Annotated in this window: 17 protein-coding genes and 1 pseudogene; 7 read left to right on the top strand and 11 right to left on the bottom strand. The window is 69.9% G+C overall.

Translation table 11 applies throughout. From position 1 onward, the window contains the following. The 3 genes from ACZ60W_RS31665 to ACZ60W_RS31655 form a co-directional block, all read right to left on the bottom strand. Positions 1-260 (bottom strand): hypothetical protein (locus tag ACZ60W_RS31665; protein ID WP_469758833.1); only part of this gene is annotated, 260 nt, incomplete at its 3' end. Between the two features lie 545 nt (positions 261-805). Then, the gene (locus tag ACZ60W_RS31660; protein WP_469758843.1) at positions 806-1,534 is read right to left on the bottom strand and encodes a peptidylprolyl isomerase; all 729 of its coding nucleotides are present in this window, start codon (positions 1,532-1,534) and stop codon (positions 806-808) included. Between the two features lie 1,197 nt (positions 1,535-2,731). Next, complete coding sequence (locus ACZ60W_RS31655) at positions 2,732-3,292, bottom strand: barstar family protein (RefSeq protein WP_469758832.1); 561 nt, start codon at positions 3,290-3,292, stop codon at positions 2,732-2,734. A gap of 660 nt (positions 3,293-3,952) precedes the next feature. Between ACZ60W_RS31655 and ACZ60W_RS31650 the strand changes: the two genes are divergently transcribed. Next, positions 3,953-4,207, top strand: a complete 255-nt coding sequence (locus ACZ60W_RS31650) for a hypothetical protein (RefSeq protein ID WP_469758831.1) — start codon at positions 3,953-3,955, stop codon at positions 4,205-4,207. Here ACZ60W_RS31650 and ACZ60W_RS31645 read toward each other — a convergent pair. The 4 genes and pseudogenes from ACZ60W_RS31645 to ACZ60W_RS31630 all read right to left on the bottom strand — a co-directional run. Beyond that, positions 4,202-4,363: pseudogene (locus tag ACZ60W_RS31645) on the bottom strand (IS5 family transposase); the annotation flags it as partial. The gene ACZ60W_RS31650 and the pseudogene ACZ60W_RS31645 overlap by 6 nt on opposite strands. Positions 4,364-4,811: 448 nt before the next feature. Next, positions 4,812-6,560 (bottom strand): FG-GAP repeat domain-containing protein, encoded by a 1,749-nt coding sequence (locus ACZ60W_RS31640; protein WP_469758830.1) that lies wholly within the window; start codon positions 6,558-6,560, stop codon positions 4,812-4,814. Between the two features lie 252 nt (positions 6,561-6,812). Further along, positions 6,813-7,625 carry a hypothetical protein gene (locus ACZ60W_RS31635; protein WP_469758829.1) on the bottom strand — a complete coding sequence of 271 codons (813 nt, stop codon included), beginning with the start codon at positions 7,623-7,625 and terminating at the stop codon, positions 6,813-6,815. Between the two features lie 586 nt (positions 7,626-8,211). Then, entirely contained in the window at positions 8,212-8,643 is a 432-nt protein-coding gene (locus ACZ60W_RS31630; protein ID WP_469758828.1) for a hypothetical protein, read from the bottom strand. 703 nt (positions 8,644-9,346) lie between these two features. On the opposite strand from ACZ60W_RS31630, the gene ACZ60W_RS31625 reads away from it, so the two are divergent. Beyond that, entirely contained in the window at positions 9,347-10,246 is a 900-nt protein-coding gene (locus ACZ60W_RS31625) for a TIGR04222 domain-containing membrane protein (protein ID WP_469758827.1), read from the top strand. Between the two features lie 163 nt (positions 10,247-10,409). On the opposite strand, the gene ACZ60W_RS31620 is transcribed toward ACZ60W_RS31625, so the two are convergent. Together ACZ60W_RS31620 and ACZ60W_RS31615 are read right to left on the bottom strand one after the other, a co-directional pair. Next, positions 10,410-10,715, bottom strand: coding sequence for a hypothetical protein (locus ACZ60W_RS31620; protein WP_469758826.1), 306 nt, complete (start codon positions 10,713-10,715; stop codon positions 10,410-10,412). A gap of 174 nt (positions 10,716-10,889) precedes the next feature. Next, positions 10,890-11,672 (bottom strand): methyltransferase domain-containing protein, encoded by a 783-nt coding sequence (locus ACZ60W_RS31615; RefSeq protein WP_469758825.1) that lies wholly within the window; start codon positions 11,670-11,672, stop codon positions 10,890-10,892. A 206-nt stretch (positions 11,673-11,878) separates the two neighbouring features. On the opposite strand from ACZ60W_RS31615, the gene ACZ60W_RS31610 reads away from it, so the two are divergent. Together ACZ60W_RS31610 and ACZ60W_RS31605 are read left to right on the top strand one after the other, a co-directional pair. Next, positions 11,879-12,262 (top strand): BlaI/MecI/CopY family transcriptional regulator, encoded by a 384-nt coding sequence (locus ACZ60W_RS31610; RefSeq protein ID WP_469758824.1) that lies wholly within the window; start codon positions 11,879-11,881, stop codon positions 12,260-12,262. Then, positions 12,259-13,251, top strand: coding sequence for a M56 family metallopeptidase (locus ACZ60W_RS31605; RefSeq protein WP_469758823.1), 993 nt, complete (start codon positions 12,259-12,261; stop codon positions 13,249-13,251). The genes ACZ60W_RS31610 and ACZ60W_RS31605 overlap by 4 nt, the downstream gene beginning before the upstream one ends. Positions 13,252-13,420: 169 nt before the next feature. Here ACZ60W_RS31605 and ACZ60W_RS31600 read toward each other — a convergent pair whose 3' ends face one another. Together ACZ60W_RS31600 and ACZ60W_RS31595 are read right to left on the bottom strand one after the other, a co-directional pair. After that, entirely contained in the window at positions 13,421-14,362 is a 942-nt protein-coding gene (locus ACZ60W_RS31600) for a M56 family metallopeptidase (RefSeq protein WP_469758822.1), read from the bottom strand. Continuing rightward, positions 14,359-14,730, bottom strand: a complete 372-nt coding sequence (locus ACZ60W_RS31595) for a BlaI/MecI/CopY family transcriptional regulator (RefSeq protein WP_469758821.1) — start codon at positions 14,728-14,730, stop codon at positions 14,359-14,361. Before ACZ60W_RS31595 ends, ACZ60W_RS31600 begins: the two co-directional genes overlap by 4 nt. A gap of 138 nt (positions 14,731-14,868) precedes the next feature. On the opposite strand from ACZ60W_RS31595, the gene ACZ60W_RS31590 reads away from it, so the two are divergent. The 3 genes from ACZ60W_RS31590 to ACZ60W_RS31580 all read left to right on the top strand — a co-directional run bounded on the left by ACZ60W_RS31590 (position 14,869) and on the right by ACZ60W_RS31580 (position 16,915). Then, entirely contained in the window at positions 14,869-15,540 is a 672-nt protein-coding gene (locus ACZ60W_RS31590) for a DedA family protein (RefSeq protein WP_469758820.1), read from the top strand. 53 nt (positions 15,541-15,593) lie between these two features. Further along, positions 15,594-16,175, top strand: coding sequence for a phosphatase PAP2 family protein (locus ACZ60W_RS31585; RefSeq protein ID WP_469758842.1), 582 nt, complete (start codon positions 15,594-15,596; stop codon positions 16,173-16,175). A 197-nt stretch (positions 16,176-16,372) separates the two neighbouring features. Next, positions 16,373-16,915, top strand: coding sequence for a phosphatase PAP2 family protein (locus ACZ60W_RS31580; protein WP_469758819.1), 543 nt, complete (start codon positions 16,373-16,375; stop codon positions 16,913-16,915). The last annotated feature ends 36 nt before the right edge of the window (positions 16,916-16,951 follow it).

Raw genomic sequence — 16,951 nt, 5'->3', positions numbered from 1 at the left:
CGGGGCGCCGGGGCGCCGGGGCGCCGGGGCGCCGGGGCGCCGGGGCGCCGGGGCGCCGGGGCGCCGGGGCGCCGGGGCGCCGGGGCGCCGGGGCGTCGGGGCGTCGGGGCGTCGGGGCGTCGGGGCGTCGGGGCGTCGGGCAGGAGCTTCTCCATCGTGGTGTCGCATACCTGCTGACGTGAGACGTCTCGCCGGGCCAGGTCCCGGCCGAGCACCTCGGCGAGGTTCGCCGGCAGGCCGGCGCTCTGGAGGGCCGACATGCTGCGCGGCGGCAGGTCGATCTCCGTCAGGGCATATGCGGGGTCCCCGCGTCCCTACGGGGGTCCGGGAGTAGCGTCGATCGTCCGCGGTACGGCATCCGGGAGGGCGAGGGTGAGAGGGAGGTGTCCGGCCAACGCCAGAGCGCACCGTCCGCTCAACGGGTCGTACACGGCGAAGAGGCATTCTGCGGTGAGCCGTTCGGTCGGCCCCCTCGGTCCGTCCGGGCCCGCTCGTCGCCGAGCCGGCCGGTAGGGTCGTGGAGGCGAACCAGCGTCTCGTCGGGCGCCAAGTCTGTGGCGGCCAGGGCCCGGTCGGCCATCGTCGCCACCCGGGCGGGAGTGGTGGGACCGTCCCCGCGTGCGGGAAGCAGGACGCAGGGGAGGTCACCGTCCGGGCGATCGGGGACCATCCCCCGCCCGTGCGGGGACCACTTTGCTGGTCAGTGCGCTCGGCCCGCTCACCGTGCGCACTGGCGCGGGTGTCGGCCGCGTGGGCCGGCCGGGTACTGGCCAGCTCATCGGGGCGAACGCCTCGGGGTGGTGCGTCAGTGCGGGCAGGACGGCCGGACACGGAGGAGTTCGGTGCGCAGCGCGGGGGTGCCGTCGACGGGCGCCGGGTTCTCGGGGGTCGGTACGATGCCTCCAGCGGCGATTTTGTCTAGGGTTGGCAGGCCGTCGGGGCCGACTGTGCCGAACACCGTGTAGTTGGGCCGCAGTACGGAGTCGCCGTAGACGAGGAAGAACTGCGAGCCGTTTGTGTGTGGTCCGGCGTTGGCCATCGCCAGCAATCCACGCTCATACACACGGCGCGTGCCGGTCGGATCGGTCGGCGCAGGCGGCAAGTCCACCGGGAGCTCATCTTTGTACTTGTAGCCGGGCCCGCCCTCCCCCGTGCCGGTCGGGTCACCGCACTGGAGGACCTTCAGAGTCGGATATGCCGTCAGGCGGTGGCACACCGTGCGGTCGTAGAACCGGTGTCGGGCCAGGTGCAGGAAGCTCTGGACGGTGCAGGGCGCCTTGGCGCGGTCCAGGCGAAGGGGGAGCGGGCCCTGACTGGTCGGCACGGCCATGGCGACCGTGCCGCGGCTGGGGGTGCGTTGCGGGTCGGGCGGCAGTCCGATGGGGCGCGCGGCCGGCTCGTCCGGGGTCTGCGTGTACTGGCAGGGACCGTGCGTGGTCCGCGGTGGAGCCGTGTGGGAGGAGGCGGTGGCGATGCTCCCCCCGGAGACAACCAGCGCCACGGCCGTGAATGCGCTGATCAGTAATCGGCTCATCTCGTGCACCCTCCCGATAATTTCCTGGTGTTGAAGCGGTCGCAGTCTAGGACGTCGACCCGGCACGCGGGGGCGGACGTTGAAAGAATGACCGGTTGCTACCGTAAGCGGTAAACGACGCCCTTGAAGATGCCCCATAGAGCCCATGGTTTTGTTCGCCGGCTCCGGCTCCGGCACAGATCTTGGGGAGCCGTCACGAAGGGTGGCCAGACCGCTTCGCATGCGCTGACTCGGCATCGAACGGGTGGGACTGGCCCGGGCGTACTGGTCGAATGGACGCCTGTCGGGCGTGCCTAAGCTGCGGCCACCGCCCGTTCGATCACCGACCCGCAAGCAGCGTGGAACACAAGCGCTTGATCGTCCGAAGAACCTCGGTCCGGTTCTCCGCGACTTTCAACCAGGTGGGAAGCCGTTCGGCCAGACCCCTCACGGCCCAAGGCACAAGCTCTCCGCGCTCACGAAGCTTGGCCCCCACGTAGGCCTCCAAGAGATCGAAATGACGCACGTCATAGGCCCGCAGCTCGTGTCCATTGGAGCTCGTCCGCAACCGCAGCAATCGCTGAAGGAAGGATCGACAGGGCTGCCCACGACAGCAGAGTCGACCCTCCGACCCTCGAAGAAGCCGCACTCCGTGCACCGCAGCCGCCGGCGGAGTTTCAGGCTCCTGTCGTCGGCAGCCTTCGCATCTACTGGGATCTCGGGGTGGGGCGTGGCAGTGGCGCACCCATCACGCCGAGGACAGTGAGCCTTTTCCATCCTCGCGCTGCGACGTGATGAAGGACGAGGACGGCCTGGGCCGGTCGTGGTGATGCCGTACCACCCACCGGGGCGAGGGCGACACGAGGCGCTGCACGCGCTTCCGATCCTCACGCCGTCCCGGGGACCGTTCAGAATTCGGGAGGGGTCCCGGGACGGCGCTTGGTGCCGCCCGCAGCGCGCTTTGCGAGAATGCTTCTTGTACGCGAGTTTCGATCAGGGGTGGGTTCGTTGGGCTGGTGGGCGGAAAGGTTCCTCCGGGACAGGGAGCGTCCTGCGTGGGCGTGGGTTCCAATGAATTCCGTGGGGCCCCTGCGGTTCGGTCAGAGCAACGAGGAAGTCTCAGCCGCTCTGGGTGAACCGATCACGGCATGGGACACCAAGAAGTACGCGCGCTGGTTTCCCTTCCAAAGGGTTGGTATCGACACCTCCTACGAGCTGTCACCGAAGGATGACGCTCACACCCCGTTCCTCGAAGATCTCCAGGAGCAGGTCGAACAGCGCAAGCTCGCGATCACCGGCGGGCACGCGTTCCGCCAACCGCGTTCGAGCCTCGGCCGAGAAATCCCAGTGCAAGGTGAACGGAGTGGTCGCGCCCCAGCCGCCTCGCAGACAGTCGTCCAGAGCGTCCAGGTTCCAGCCGAAGTACCCACCGGGTCCGTTGATGGCCTCACCGATCGCGCAGTAGAAGCTGTCTTCGTCGACGATGTGTCGCCCATCCAAGGTGAACACCTGCCCGGCAGGCGCATCGGGTTTCCCCTGGCGTTGGTACTCCCGGGACCACAGGGCCACCGACAGCCACGCGTGTCGGTCCTCGGGTGCGAGTTCGTGCCACATTCCGGTGTGGTTCAGGTGACCGGTGCGGACCAGCTCCCACGGTCGTTCCGCTCCGGGCAGGGCGTTCTCGCACCAGAGCGTCACCGTGAGGTCGACGAGGCCGGCACCACTGGCGGAGGGCTTGACGTCCATGACGGTGACCTCGTTGACGAAGTAGGACCCCATGGTGGCACCGTCACCGTCGAGGAGCTCGAACCAGGCGTTCCCCGCCACGGCACGACGACTGCCGACGTGGTCAACGCACCTCAGTAGGCCACCCTGCGGGAGGCAACCCGCGAGGTGCACTCGGCGCGTTCCTTCCTCATCCGGCAGGGGCGTGAAGAACCCCTCCGCTTCGTGAGCGAAGCCCCAGAAGTCGCTGTCGTCCTCGTCCGAGGTCAGCGCGTACTTCTGCCCCTCGCCGCCCCGCCCTGATGTTCGCATCGCACCCCCATTGAGAGCGTCGATCTTACCGACGCGCGGGGATCTGCCCTGCGGTCGCCTGCGCCGCCATCTCTGACCCCATCCCATCGATTTCGGAGGCCCTTTGACGAGTCACATACCCACCTTCACCCATGAGAGTGAAGTGCAGAGAAGTGTGGGCGATCGGTAGAGCGCTGCAAGTTCCGGAGTCTGAGGTGCGGGAATGGGTGTCACTCCTTCGGGTAGCCAGGTCCCGGCCTTAAAGAGCATTTTGTCCTGGCCGGGGCGTTTGATGACTCGGGCGATGCTGGCCGCTTGGGGGGGGCGTGCCGAGGTGCGGGCGATCGATGCGGCGGTGGTTGATGGCGCCGACGGTCTGGGAAGAGGAGTTTGGTCCTGCTTGTGGTGCCATGTGGGCGGCGAGTGGTTCGAGATTTCGCGACCGAGAAGGCCGTCGCGGATGGCCTCACCGCTGGTGTATCCCACGCGTTCGGCATCTTCGACAGGACACTGTGCGGCATCCAGGAAACCGGCATGTCACCGTCCGACCACTGGTGGCTCCCGGAAGGGGAAGACGCCTGCGGCGCCTGCCGGGAAGCGGCGGATTTCATCGATGACCGCTGGCCGCAGGCGATGAGGGGAGAGAACGCGCGGGTCAGCGTGACGCGGAGGCTATGAGTCTTTCCGGTTCGGAGTCGACTTTCGGGTGAGCCTGCGGCTCATCAGGTCGATCATCGCGAGGCGGATCATGGCTTCGGAGCGGTGGGGGTGGGTTTCGTTGTCGCGGGCGAGGCGGCGATGATGCATGACCCAGCCGAATGTCCGCTCGACTACGGGACCCACCCCCACCGGTCCGAAGCGATGATCAAGCTTGCGATGGTCGACCTCATAAGCCGGCCGCCTCACGAGGGACTCCATTCTGACCTGGCGCGACCCCAGTTCAGCAGTGTGATCCTCTACCGTCCTGGCCCTGCAGAGCGGTGAAACGCTGATCCAACAGGTCCACGCAGTCATGGATCCCCGGCCTCGGCGCGCTTGCGCGCTCACGCATCACCGCGATGGCCTGCACGTTGAGACCAACAGCAACGAGACGGTCCACCTCCCGCCGGTCCTCAGCCGAAAGGCGTCCCCACGCAGAGTCGTTCACCCCATCATTGAACGGCCTCCGAGCTGACACTCAGCATGCAGGTCAGAGGCGGCATTACCAAGCACTCAGGCCAGGACAGAACACTCTTTCAGGTCGGCCCCAGGAGCGACGTGCTCTCCTGGGGCCGCGGGTTCCTCAGAGGATGTGGTTGTAGGCGTTCCAGCCGGCGCCGATCCTGGTACGGGAGGCGAGCGGAGAGGCCGCGTTGCCGGTGCCCCGGTACAGCCAGAGGACTCCGGACCTGTCGCGGGCCACCGCGTCCGGCTTGCCGTCGTCGGTGAGGTCCCCGGCGAGGACGAGTTGGTCGTAGGCGTTCCAGCCGGCTCCGATTCTGGCGCGGCCGGCGTAGGGGGCGGAGGCGTTGCCAGTGCCACGGTAGACCCACAGGACGCCTGCCGTGTCGCGGGCGACCAGGTCGGGACGGGCGTCGCCGGTGATGTCGGAGCCGCCGGCGAACTGGTGGTAGATGCCCCAGCCGCTGCTGATCTTCGTGCGTGTCGTGAAGCGTGCACCGGTGAGGCTGCCAGTGCCGGGGTAGAGCCACATCACGCCGACCTTGTCGCGTGCGACGAGGTCCACGATGCCGTCCCGGTTGAGGTCTCCGGCGCCGGCGATCCGGTCGTAGATGTTCCAGCCGGCGCCGACTCGGACCCGGGAGGCGTAGGGCGTCTGATCGACGAGCTGGCGGTCGTAGTACCAGAGGGTGCCGGACGTGTCCTGGGCGACGAGGTCGCCGAGACCACGGGTGACGGCGGACGGCCGTACGTCCGCCCGGTAGTACGGGCCCTGCCTGTACGGGGAGAGGGAGGTGATGGTGGTGTAGGTCTGCCACCCGGCGCCGACCGGGACCCGACTGTAGAAAGGAGTAGAGGAGCCGCCGGTACCGGAGTACTGCCACAGCTTGCCGGAGGTGTCACGGGCCAGGAGGTGGTGCCGCGGGAGAACCGCGGTGCCGAGCACTGCAAACGGCACACTCGACCGGACAACGTCACTGGACGGGGTCGAGAAGTCATAGATGTCGAAGCGCGACTGGGCCTGCAGTCGCAAGGCCTTCTGGTCCACGGATCCCGTCAGCTCGTAGCCGATGGTGTGCTCACCGGGTTCGACGCGGCAGTCCAGGTTCATCGCGTCGACGAAGAGCCGATCCGCGCGGTACGAGCAGGAAGCCCCGGCGTCGGTGGTGACATTGCTGAGGGGGATCTTCCCGGGCCACCTCCAAAGCTCGCCATCGGCGGCCCTGAAGACCAGGGTCACCCTCCCGGCGTCCACCGCGTGGACATGGAGCTGCTGGCGGACCGTCCCGCCGGAGGGGACGTCAGGCAGGTCGAAAGTGACGGTGTTCAGGGCGGCGAGCGCGGCGGTCTTGACGACGACCTTCGCGCTGCCGTGGGTGGCGTCGGCCGGTGTGGCACCGGCGGTACGGGCGGTCTCGATGCCGGCGGCCAGGTCGCCGCCCCTGGGGACGTAGGCGAAGCCCCAGTGGACAGCGCTGTCCGGAGCGTCCTTGGGTACGACGAAACCGGGGCGCAGGCCGGAAGGGCCGCACACGTACACGGCGACGAGACCGGCGACCTCGGTGCAGTCGTTGGCCTGTGTGGTGATTCCCTTCGGGACTCCCGCTCCGTCTCCGGCCGGACCGGTCAGCGGCTTGGTGGAGAAGGCGATCACCGTCTTGCCGTCAGGGATGCCGGACTCCACCCGAGGCGAGAGGCGAGGTGCCGTGCCAGGGGCGGCGACCTGGTCGTGCGCGGACAGTCGCACCGCATCGTCTGCGGCTGCGGCTGCGGCCGCGGGCACGGGCACGGTCGAGCCGGCGAGACTCACCGCGGTGAGGAATCCGGCGGCGGCGCTGAAGGCCGCTATCCGGCGTGCTGCTTGATTCATAGGTCCTTCCGGGTGGGATGACGTACGAAGAGTTCTTCCTGCGCTTGACGCCGGTACGGAAGCGAAGTCACGGGCTTGCCTGGGCAGCGGGGCCGCTCCATGAGGAAAGCGGCCCCGCACGTGGGACCAGCAGTCCAGGAAGGGGGCGGAAGACGCCGGTGGTGAAGGCGGCCCGAGCCCCGGTGTCTGCAAGGCGAGGTGCCGGTGCGGGCGCCTCGCTCGTACCGGATGCGGGCCGCACGCGTGGGGAATCTAGCCCGCCGCGGTGGCTTCCGTGTGCCGGGCCTCCATCGCGGCGATCACCCGCTGCCGGGCCAGTCGTCGGGCCTGCTTGAGCTTGGAGTCGGCCAGCAGCAGGGGCACGAACCAGATCCAGCCCCACACACTGAAGGACACGGTCCCACTGAGCACCAGCGCCTTGTTGGCGGCGAACACCAGAACGAAGGTGGCGGCGTACGCGGCCACCCGGTGACGGACCATGAACCGGAGCGGGGCCTGCCACGGGCCGGCCAGCAGTTCCAGCGCGGCCGCGACCTCGGCAGCCCGCAGGTCCTCCGGATGGGCCGGCGCCTGGCCGCCCCGTTCCAGCGCCTCGGCAACGTCGACGCTATGCGCCGTCTGGGCGGCACGATCGACCTTCGCGGCCACGGTCCTGTCGCGCATGTCCTGCCAGTAGCCCCGCCCGGCCCAGTCCAGGGCAGCCTCCACCTGAGCCGCCTCCAGCGATCCCGCAGGCGCCAGGTCCGCGATCCGCTTCTTGAGCCGGCTCACCCGAGCAGCGCGCCCCGGATACGTCCAGCCGTCGGCCCGCACACACAGCTCCAGGTAGGAGACGAGCAGTCCCAGATCATCCGGCCACTGCGCCAGCCCGGCCTCATACGCCTTCTCCGCCTCGGCATCGTGGTCATCCTCGTCACGAGCCGCGTGTGCGAGACCAAGCCACCGGTAGAGCACCGGATCAGGTCCCCGTTCCCGCAGACCGGATTCGGCCTGCTTCTGTACCTCGGCGAACCCACCCACCGCGAAGAGCTCCTCGCAGCGGACGGCGTATGTGTCCTGCGTCATGCTTCCCACCCCAGTCGATCAGGAGACACACTCTCGGCCACACGAATCCCCAGGTCAAGACATATCCACGGAAGCCCGAACCCGTCTGCCCCCCCATCATGGGAGCTCGCGGGTACGTGGGCCGTGTACGTCGAGGACGCTGCTTCGCTGGAGGCCGCTGACCTGATCGTCGGAGAGATGGCACGGCAGGTTGGCGAAGCGACCGGGCGGACAGCCGTCCATGACGGGGTGAGCTGCTAGAACTGCCTGGCTGAAAATAGACGTTGCTGAGGGCGACGCTGCCTCTTCCGCCCGCCGGGGGGTGCCGGCGCCCTGGATCTTCTGCGGGCGATCGGCTGCCGTGCCGGCGCCCTCGTCGTTGCGGGGCCCGCGGGCACATCGGCAGGCGGTGGCGGGGCGTTCGTTGTCAGCGGCCTCGGCGAGGGTCTGTCCCCGGAAGCCGCGTCGAGATCCCTGATGCAGCGGTTGTTGAAGGGGGCGAACCAAGCCGCCTCCCGGCGGACTCCCACTCTCGGGGTCTGGTTCGCGCGGGGTGGCCGTGCACAGTACGCGGCTTTCGGAGCCCGGTGTTCTGGGCTTTCTCGTCTCACAGCACCGGGGCTCGCGCCGTCCGGCAGGCGTTGTCGAGCGCCGTGCACAGGGCGGCCAGCCCGCCGCCCTCGATGGCCGTTCCTGGGTCATTGGCCAGCAGCTTCGGGATTCCGCTCGCGTAGTGCGTGATGCCCAGGAGGGCCAGCTGCTGGTCAGGAGCGAGCCAGGCGGATGCCTCCGGCATGGCGAAGACCAGGCCGTTGAGCGTCTCCTCCGTCGTCTCGGACAGTCCCCCACGGCCGGTCCCGCCGACCCAGTCCTCGTCCCCTGGGTCGAGCGTGGCCATCGCGTCCTCGACGGCGTCGGCGAGCGGGCCGACGATCCAGTCCTCGCTCGGCGGCAGCGGCAGACTCCGGATCCAGGTCGCTGCTGATCGGCCGGCGGCCGCGGCCTGGGCCAGGACCTGCCGTTCACCGGTCCACGGCATGCGCGGCTCCGGCTCGACGGCAGACAGTGGGGACAGGTGAAAGAGGGACATGCCGGGCTAACGCCCGCCGGCTCACATCGGTCACCACAGCCGGACTGGCGGCAGGCCGGACCAAGCCGCTGTCGCTTCACTCGACGGCTTCGACGCCTCCCCGGCGGACCTGCACGGATCGGTCCCTGGCAACGGGGTGCGGAACCTCACCAAGCTGCGCGGCCGGTCTGCCGGCGCCAGGCGAGCGGAGCGAACACTTGCTCATCGTCGGGAACATGGGCGCGAACGCCTCGGTCCCCATTCCCCGCCGTCCTGGGAGCCAGGCGTCACGTTCGGCGCCTGCCGGTACGAGGACCGCCGCGGCACCGACAGTCGGAGACGGGTCCTGCCGAGCGAGCCGGGCGAACTCGTCGTAGCGGACCAGGAGCAGGGCCCTGGCGTCACGGTCGGGGCCGGGTGGGTGGAGGTCGGAGACGACCGCCCGGTACCAGGCTGCTCTCTCGCTCGGGCGGCGGGTGAATCGCAGGTGGTCACAGCGCAGAGCGTCCCGGCAGGAGTCTCCCCGACGTCAACGTCGGGACGTGTAGGCGAAGCCCTCCTGCCACCGCGTGAGACGAGCTCCGCACGGCGGGGCCGGACGGAGAATGTCTGCTACCGGTCCGGCGCGGGCAGACAGGGGTGAAGCGCACCGTTCCGCGAAGGGGGGACGTACATGGGGACGTGGTGGGGGAATGCGCTCGGGGCCGCGCTGTTACTGGCCTCGCTGATGATCGTGCGTGCCACGGCCGTGGCCTTGCGGCGTGCCCACCGTGCGATGTCGGCCGGGGTCGGGCCGCCGCGGTCACCGGATGAGCGTCTGGATCTGTATGAACTCGCTTATCTGCATGGCGGTGGCGAGCGTGTCGTCCAGGTCGCCCTGCTGCGCATGTACGCGGACCGGCGCCTTACGGCGCGGCGGGTGTCGAAGCGGCGGGTCGCCCTTCGGCCTGAGGGACGCGGTGCCCGGGATGAGGTGGAGCGGACGGCTCTGGGCCTGGCGGCCCGGGCGGCGGATGGGGAGGGATGCGTGCGCTGGCCGCTGGCGGCCTGGGACGACGAGCCCGTGATAAGGGATCTGCGCGACCGTCTCGTCCTCGACGGCCTCCAGGGCGACGACGGGCACCCTGCCGGCGTGCTCCGCCGGTCGCCGGCCGCCCTGCGCAGACTGCAGGCACGCAACCGTCACGACACCGTCGTCCAGTGGCTGCCCGCGACGGCCGCGGCGGGCCTCGTTCTGGCGGTGGCCACGGACTCCTACCTGCCGTTCTTGGGCTACCCGCCGCTCCTGTGGTGGGCCTACCGGGTGAAGGAACGAGCGGCGGGTGCGTTCACCGGCGTCTACGGAATCACGGATGCCGGACGGGCGGCCATGGCGGCCGCGCAGCGTCCCGAATGGATTCGCCGGGGGGAACCGGCCCGGCTGCGACACCTCGCCGTCGACGGCGCGACGATCCTCTCGAAACGCCACCCGTTGCACCAACACCAAGAACCCCGCCGCGACAACCCGCTCCCCTCCCCGCCCGACCCAGAACCGGTGATGGTCTACGAAGGCCCGGGCCTGGGAGGACTGTGACCGGGGCTTTCGCCGGTCGCAGGCCGGTGCGGCCTCCATGGTCACCTCAGTGCCGCCGCGAAGAGGTCCGGGCGCCGGCCCGGTCAGGCAGGGGGGTCGCCGCTGGAGCTTGTACAGGACTCACCTCCCCGCCGGCCATCGCGGACCACGTCACCTCATGTCGTCAGGCCGTCAAGTCGCAGCCGCCCCATCGTCCCCGGAGAATCTCGGCCCAGTCGCCGGCCTCCGGACCTGGATCTTCCCAATGCGGCACCTGGCCGGGAGCCGTCTCGATCAGGTGCACGAGCGTCCAGGCGAGGCCATAGCAGTCGTCGGGGCCGAAGCAGGTGGCCAGGGCAGTCGCCTCCTCGGACGTGACAGGGTGGGAGATCGTTCCCAGCTGGCGTTCACGCCGAGCGATCTCCTCCTCGCTCGCGTCCCCGTCGGGAAGCGGTCCATCGGCAACGAAAGTCTGCACTTCGGGTCTCACAGCCACATGATCGTCTCCCCCGGCAGCTCTGGACAACCTGTCCCGCTCTGCCGCACGCAAGACTGCTCCTGCCAGCGGCGACGCGATCGCCCTGGAAAGTCACTGCGCCAGCAGCCCGGCGGCCGGTCGTCCTTGAGGGCAGGATCCCGCTGCCGCGGGCCACAGGGATCGGGCTCAGGGACCCACACCCCTGTCGTGCTGACGCACGACGGCGAAGAGCGCCCGATCTGTCGGGAGGCCGTCTGCGTCGAAGGCGCGATGCCGGCCCAGGTGCTCGATGCGCGAACCCGCGCAGCTCCGCTCCAGGTATGCCGCAAGCCAGGCGTCGGGGGTGGGCTTCATCAAGGGAAGACCGAACGACTCGGGCATCTCGTCTTCGCCGGTGTCGAAGAACAGCACCTTGTCGGTACCGGCCCAGAGCTCTCCGAGCAGGTGCGTGGCCGAGTCGAAGCCCAGGCCTCTGACCAGGTGGTGCCAGAGAGACAGGAAGAGGGTGCAGTCGGTCGCCGGAAGAAGACTGAGGGTATCGGGGCGTAGCTCCAGGTTCATGACCGCGACGTTCTCCAGCCGATTCCGTCGGACCGCTGTCGTCGTCGTCCGCACGAACCGTGGATCCGCCTCCAGCGCGACCACGAGCATCCCCAGACCGGCGAGTTTGATCGGAAAGTACCCTGCGTTCGAACCGATGTCCTTCGCGGTCTCCGCCCCTGTCCGTCCGATGACCGGCTCCATCGACGCCCAGCGGGATCTGCTTCCGACGGCCCGCCTCGCTTTCCGCACCGGGAGGCCGGGGACCGGCTGGTACAGGCCCTCGGGCAGGACGTCGAGCCGCAGGCGGATGAGATCGATGGTGTCGTTGAGTCGCCGGGTTGCGCGCGGCATCAGCTGGAGTGCCGCGAGCTGCTGATGGAGTCGGATCCGGCGGTTGGAAACCTGAGTGCGGTCCAGTCGATCCACGGGATGCCCCTATCGGCGACCAGGCGCGAGCCGACGTCTGAGCTCGGGGCGCCGACGGTCCGCCGGCCTCGCCCCTGCGCGCCTCGGCGCGGGTAAAATGAGGTATGCCTCGGCAGTAATGCACCATTAGTCTACATCCATGTAGACAAAGACGCGGCGGCATCGTGTCCGCCGTCTCCCTCCGGAGCGTCGCAGAACGGAGAGTCATGCCGGTCAAGGGTGGGGACGAGAGGCGACCGCACGGCGAGCTCGTCGCGGATGTTCTGGCCGTCCTGTGGCAGGCGGGGAGACCGATGAGCGCCCAGGAGGTCAACGCGGCGCTCGGCAAGGGGCTGGCCCGTACGACGATGGCGACCATCCTTGTCCGGCTGTACGAGAAGGGCACGTTGCGCAGGGTTCCGGCCGGTCGCGGTTTCGCCTACGAGCCGGTGGAGGACGCCGCCGGGCTCGTGGCCGGCCGGATGCGCCGCGCACTGGACAGTGAGCCTCGGCGTGACCTGGTCCTCAAGCGGTTCGTGAACTCCCTGTCCGCGGACGACGAGCAGACGCTCCGGCGCCTCCTCGCTGAAGCGGAGGACAGCCCTGAGTGACGTACGTACTGATCTCCGTCGCGCTGGCCCTCGTCCTTCCGTGGGGCGGAGTGGCCGTCGCAAGCCGTCTTGCCGAGGTGCTTCCGCCTCGATGGGCGTGCTGGGAGCTGGCTGCCGCCGCGGTCGTGCTCGCCGGGGGGACGATGTCGGCACTCGTCGCCCTGTTCCACGTACCCTTCCTCGCGTCGCTGGAGCAGCTCTCGCTGTCGCGTGTGCTGGAGGAGTGGCCGGCCGCAGTTCCGGTCGCTGCGGCGGCCGGAGTGATCATGATGGTCCAGCTGGTGCAGCTGGTGCGGCGTTGGGTTCTGCACCGATCCCTGCTGGAGCGAGCCTGGCAGTCGGCGGACGAGGGCACCGGCGAGGGCGATCTGCTGGTGATCCCCGGCGGCGAGATCGATGCCTTCGCGCTTCCCGGGTGCCGCGGGCGAAAGGCTCGGATCGTGGTGACCGCCGGTATGTTGCGGTCGCTGAAAGCGGGCGAGTGCGAGGTGCTGCTGGCCCATGAACGAGCGCATCTTGCGGGGCGCCATCATCTGCTGTCCGCGCTGGTCGACCTGACATCGACGGTCCATCCCGCTCTGCGGCGCCTTCGGGAGGCATTGGCCTTCCATCTGGAACGGTGGGCGGACGAGGACGCGGCTGTCGTCACGGGCGACCGGCGTGTGGCGGCGGCGGCCATCGCTCGGGCGGCCCTGGCTGGTTCCTCGGACCGTCGCCGAGGTGGCTATCCGTTGCTGTCCGCGATCAGCGGCCCTGTGCCGCAGCGTGTCGAGGCCCTGCTGATGCCCGAGCCGGTCATGCCTCGTGGTGGGGCCCGGCGCACCGGCGTCGTGGCCCTGGCGGGGACCGTGGCCATCGCAGGGTTCGCCGCTCTCGCCTTGGCCTACGGGCTGCACGAGTACGTGGAGTTCGCCGCGCGCCGCATGCTGGGCGTGGACCCGGGCGGTTCGAGTCTGTGGAATGCGCTGAACGCACTGCTCGGCCAGTAGGCACCGCACGTGAAAGCCGCCTTCTCACAACTGACGGCGAAGACAAGGGGATGAGGGTGGTGCGGAGGACGCTCTTGGTGTCGTGGAAGCCGTGCAGGAGACCGATGCCGATACACCGGGTGCAGTCGCAGGCGCCCCAAGCCGGCTGTGACGGCAGGGGCATGGAGGGTCAGTCGGAGGGGTCCTCACCCTGCGCCACCTCGACTCCGCGGTGCAGCCACAGGGCCCCCGCCGCCGTGGACGCACCCGCGAGGGAGCAGAGCAGGGCGGCGGCCACCAGGGCAGGGGCGATCTTGCGGGTGGGCTTGCGCACGAGCAGGGCTTTGACCCGCGCAGGGACGGGTCCGGTCGTCCCACCGGGCGCGAGCGCAGGCGATGCCGACGGTCGTGCGGCGGCGTTGGCCGCCAGAGCCGCCCGGCCGACCGCTCGCGCGGTCAGCCTGCGATCTCCGCACGCGTAGGCGGCGGCTTCGTCCGCGGACCGTTCGGCGGCGTAGGAGACGGCCGGGACGACGGCGGCGAGGGCCGGATGGCACCATCCCGCGAGCCGAGCGACGCCGAGGTGAAGGTGATGACGAGCCGCCAGGTGGGCCCGTTCGTGTGCGAGGAGGGCCTCCCTCTCGTCGGCGTCGAGAGTGCGGAGCATTCCGGAAGTCACCACGATCCTGCCCCCGCCGACGAGGCCGGCAGGCAATGCGTACGCGTCGGGCCGGTCGTCGTCGACGACGCAGACACCGCCGGCCTGCGGCAGCCCGCGGGTACGGCGGGCTGCCGCCCTCAGGCGTCGCGCTTCCGCGCCGGCCCCGCGGACAAGCGCGGTGAGCACCAGCAGGAGGGCCCCTCCGGCTACGGCCGCTGCGGTGAACACCGGACCGGCGGGCCCGGCCTGGAGAGGATGAAGGATCGCGGCCAGGCCGGCGATGGCAGGCAGGCTGAGGACGAGGGGCAGCAGCAGGGCGCCGAGGCAGAGGACGGCAGCGGCTGCCATGGCACCGGTGGCGGCGGTCACCGCGGCGAGCGCGATGTCGGGGCGGAGGTGCCGGACGGTCGCGCGGGCGAGGGGTGGCAGCCCCCAGGGCAGCACCAGAGGGAGGATGAGCAGGGCGATCACAGGTCGTCGCCCTGTAGAAGTCGCCGCAGTTCCGCTTCGTCGCCGGGGCTGAGTCCGTCGACGAAGCGTGCCAGTACCAGGCTGCGGTCTTCCCCCTGATCGAGCACGCTGTGCATGCGCCGAGCGGTCAGCCCGTGCGCGTCCTCCCTGGCGAAGTAGACGAACCCACGGCTGCCGGGGGCACGGCCGATCACCTGCTTGTCGTGAAGGCGCGCCAGCAGCGTCGCCACGGTGGTGCGCGCCAGATCGTGCGCCAGAGCAGCTCTCACCTGGGCAGCGGTCTGCGGCTCCCCTGCGGCCCAAAGGGCCGCGAGCACGCCGGCCTCCAGCTCTCCGGCGGGCCTGCGCTCACTCTCGCCGTCCGTCATGGAGCCCCTCCGCCCAACTTTGCGTCTACAGTGCTGTAGTCCGACTACTGTCTTGTAGACAGAATAGGCGGTCGCTGCCGATCTGCCCCCAGAGGATCCAGACGGCCCCGGCCCGTCCACAGGAAGGGGCTTCCGCCCATGACCTCCGTCGCCGCAGGCACGCCTGCAGCAGACCTCGCACTGAACGTGCTCGATGCCCAGTCACTGCTCTCCGCCTTCGGCACGCTCGGCATCGCCGTCGTGCTCTTCGCCGAGACAGGACTGCTCGTCGGGTTCTTCCTGCCGGGCGACTCGCTGCTCTTCACCGCCGGCCTGCTGGCCGCGAGTCCCAGCACCCAGGCCGGACACCTGCCCCTGCCCTGGGTTCTCGTCGCCGCCGCCACCGGTGCACTGGCAGGCGCGCAGACCGGCTATGCACTCGGCCGCACGGCAGGACCCGCGTTCCTCGCTCGCACGCGGTCCAAGAAGATCCGGCACGGAGCCGAACGGGCCGCAGATCTCCTCCAGCGGTACGGCCATGCCAAAGCGATCGTGCTGGCCCGGTTCCTGCCGATCGTCCGCACCGTGCTCAATCCTCTCGCGGGCACCCTCGGCGTGCCCGCCCGTACCTTCGCCGTGTGGCAGATCCTCGGCGGCCTGCTGTGGAGCGTCGGGCTCGTCCTCGCCGGTTACGGCCTCGGCGCCTCGATCCCCGGCGTGGACCGCTACCTGCTGCCGATCGTCGCCGGGATCGTGCTGGTCTCTCTGGCGCCCATCGGGCTGGAACTCCTGCGCTCCCGCCGGTCCGGCAAGACGGAGAACCACGCGTGAACACCGGCCTCGTCACCTTGACACACACCCTGAACACTCCGGCAGGCCAGGACATGTTCGCCGACACCGGCGCCTACCTCGATGCGGTGACGGCCGCGCAGAAGGCTCCCGGCTGGCTCGACGGACTGATCACCGCCTACTCCACGTACGGGCTGGCCGTGTTCGCCGTCCTGATGGCAGCGGGCTGGTGGCAGGCCCGGCGCCGCGACTCCCGAGAGGCTCTCCTCGCCCTGTCCATGCCGGTCCTGACCCTGCTGGCGTTCGCGGCGAGTACGGCCCTGAAAGGGCTCCTTCAGGAGAACCGCCCCTGCCAGGTCATGCACGTGATCACCCTCGAAGTCTGCCCCTCCCCCGGCGACTGGTCGTTTCCCAGCAACCACGCGGCACTGGCAGGCGCCGCTGCCACAGCGCTGTGCTTCGTCTCCCGGCGCCTCGGCGCGATCGCCGTCCCCGCCGCACTCGCCATGGCAGCGTCCCGGGTCTGGGTCGGCGCCCACTACCCCCACGACGCTGCGGCCGGTCTCCTCCTCGGGGCCGCGCTCGCGGCCCTGCCGGCCTGGCTCCTGCTCGGGCACCTGGAGCGACTCGCACGACGGCTGAGCACGAGCCGCCTGCGCGCCCTGGTCGGTTCATGACCGCCTCCCCGGCCGCCGCTCCAGAGGCTCAGGCACAACGGTCAGGGCCGCTCCGCCCGTCCCTGTGGTGGTGGGTCCTGCTCCCAGCACTCGCCTTCGCCTCGATGGCCACCACCGTCCTCACCTCCCCGCTTGCCCTTCTGCCGGGAGACCGGGCTTTCGCACGACTGGCAGCCGAGAACGGGCCGTCCGTAGTGGTGAGCGCCCTGGCCGCGGTCACCACGACCGGGACCGGATTCTTCCCCTACCTCGTGACCGCAGCAGCCGGGCTGATCCTGGCCCGGCACCCCTCCCCCGCCCGACGCGTGCCGTCAGGAGCCCGAAGGCTTCTCTCCGTGCTCTCCTGCATGGGCTGGCTCGCACTCGGCCAGACGGTCCGCTTCGCCTTCATGACCCTCATCGCGCGTCCACGCCCACCGGCGGACACCTGGCTCACACCGGCGTCACGCTTCGCCTTCCCTTCAGGCCATGCCACCACCACGGCCATGGCCGCAGGAGTGCTGGCCCTCGCCCTTGCTCACGCCCCTTCACCACACCGGCGATGGCTGATCCCGGCGGCCGCGGTCTGGGCCGCGACCGTGGGGATCAGCCGTGTGTGGCTCGGGGTCCACTGGACGAGCGACGTTGTCGCGGGATGGCTCCTCGCTGCGCTCTGGACCGCTGTCGGCGCCCTCCTGCTCCGCCGCGTACGTCCCGCCTCAACTCCCGGAAAGCTGGAGCGGCTGCAGCCGTCGCGGTGAAGGGCTGGGTCGCACGGCGGCCGACCGGTGGGCGGT

Source organism: Streptomyces sp. NPDC104202, assembly GCF_055584185.1.
Note: the sequence above shows the minus strand (reverse complement) of the source record. Positions and strands in the feature narration are given on the sequence as shown.

Bases quoted from the DNA above. Each gene is read 5' to 3' on its own strand.
- ACZ60W_RS31660 (WP_469758843.1), bottom strand. From the start codon at position 1,534: ATGAGCCGATTACTGATCAGCGCATTCACGGCCGTGGCGCTGGTTGTC.
- ACZ60W_RS31655 (WP_469758832.1), bottom strand. From the start codon at position 3,292: ATGGGGTCCTACTTCGTCAACGAGGTCACCGTCATGGACGTCAAGCCC.
- ACZ60W_RS31640 (WP_469758830.1), bottom strand. From the start codon at position 6,560: ATGAATCAAGCAGCACGCCGGATAGCGGCCTTCAGCGCCGCCGCCGGA.
- ACZ60W_RS31635 (WP_469758829.1), bottom strand. From the start codon at position 7,625: ATGACGCAGGACACATACGCCGTCCGCTGCGAGGAGCTCTTCGCGGTG.
- ACZ60W_RS31630 (WP_469758828.1), bottom strand. From the start codon at position 8,643: ATGCCGTGGACCGGTGAACGGCAGGTCCTGGCCCAGGCCGCGGCCGCC.
- ACZ60W_RS31625 (WP_469758827.1), top strand. From the start codon at position 9,347: ATGGGGACGTGGTGGGGGAATGCGCTCGGGGCCGCGCTGTTACTGGCC.
- ACZ60W_RS31610 (WP_469758824.1), top strand. From the start codon at position 11,879: ATGCCGGTCAAGGGTGGGGACGAGAGGCGACCGCACGGCGAGCTCGTC.
- ACZ60W_RS31595 (WP_469758821.1), bottom strand. From the start codon at position 14,730: ATGACGGACGGCGAGAGTGAGCGCAGGCCCGCCGGAGAGCTGGAGGCC.
- ACZ60W_RS31590 (WP_469758820.1), top strand. From the start codon at position 14,869: ATGACCTCCGTCGCCGCAGGCACGCCTGCAGCAGACCTCGCACTGAAC.
- ACZ60W_RS31585 (WP_469758842.1), top strand. From the start codon at position 15,594: ATGTTCGCCGACACCGGCGCCTACCTCGATGCGGTGACGGCCGCGCAG.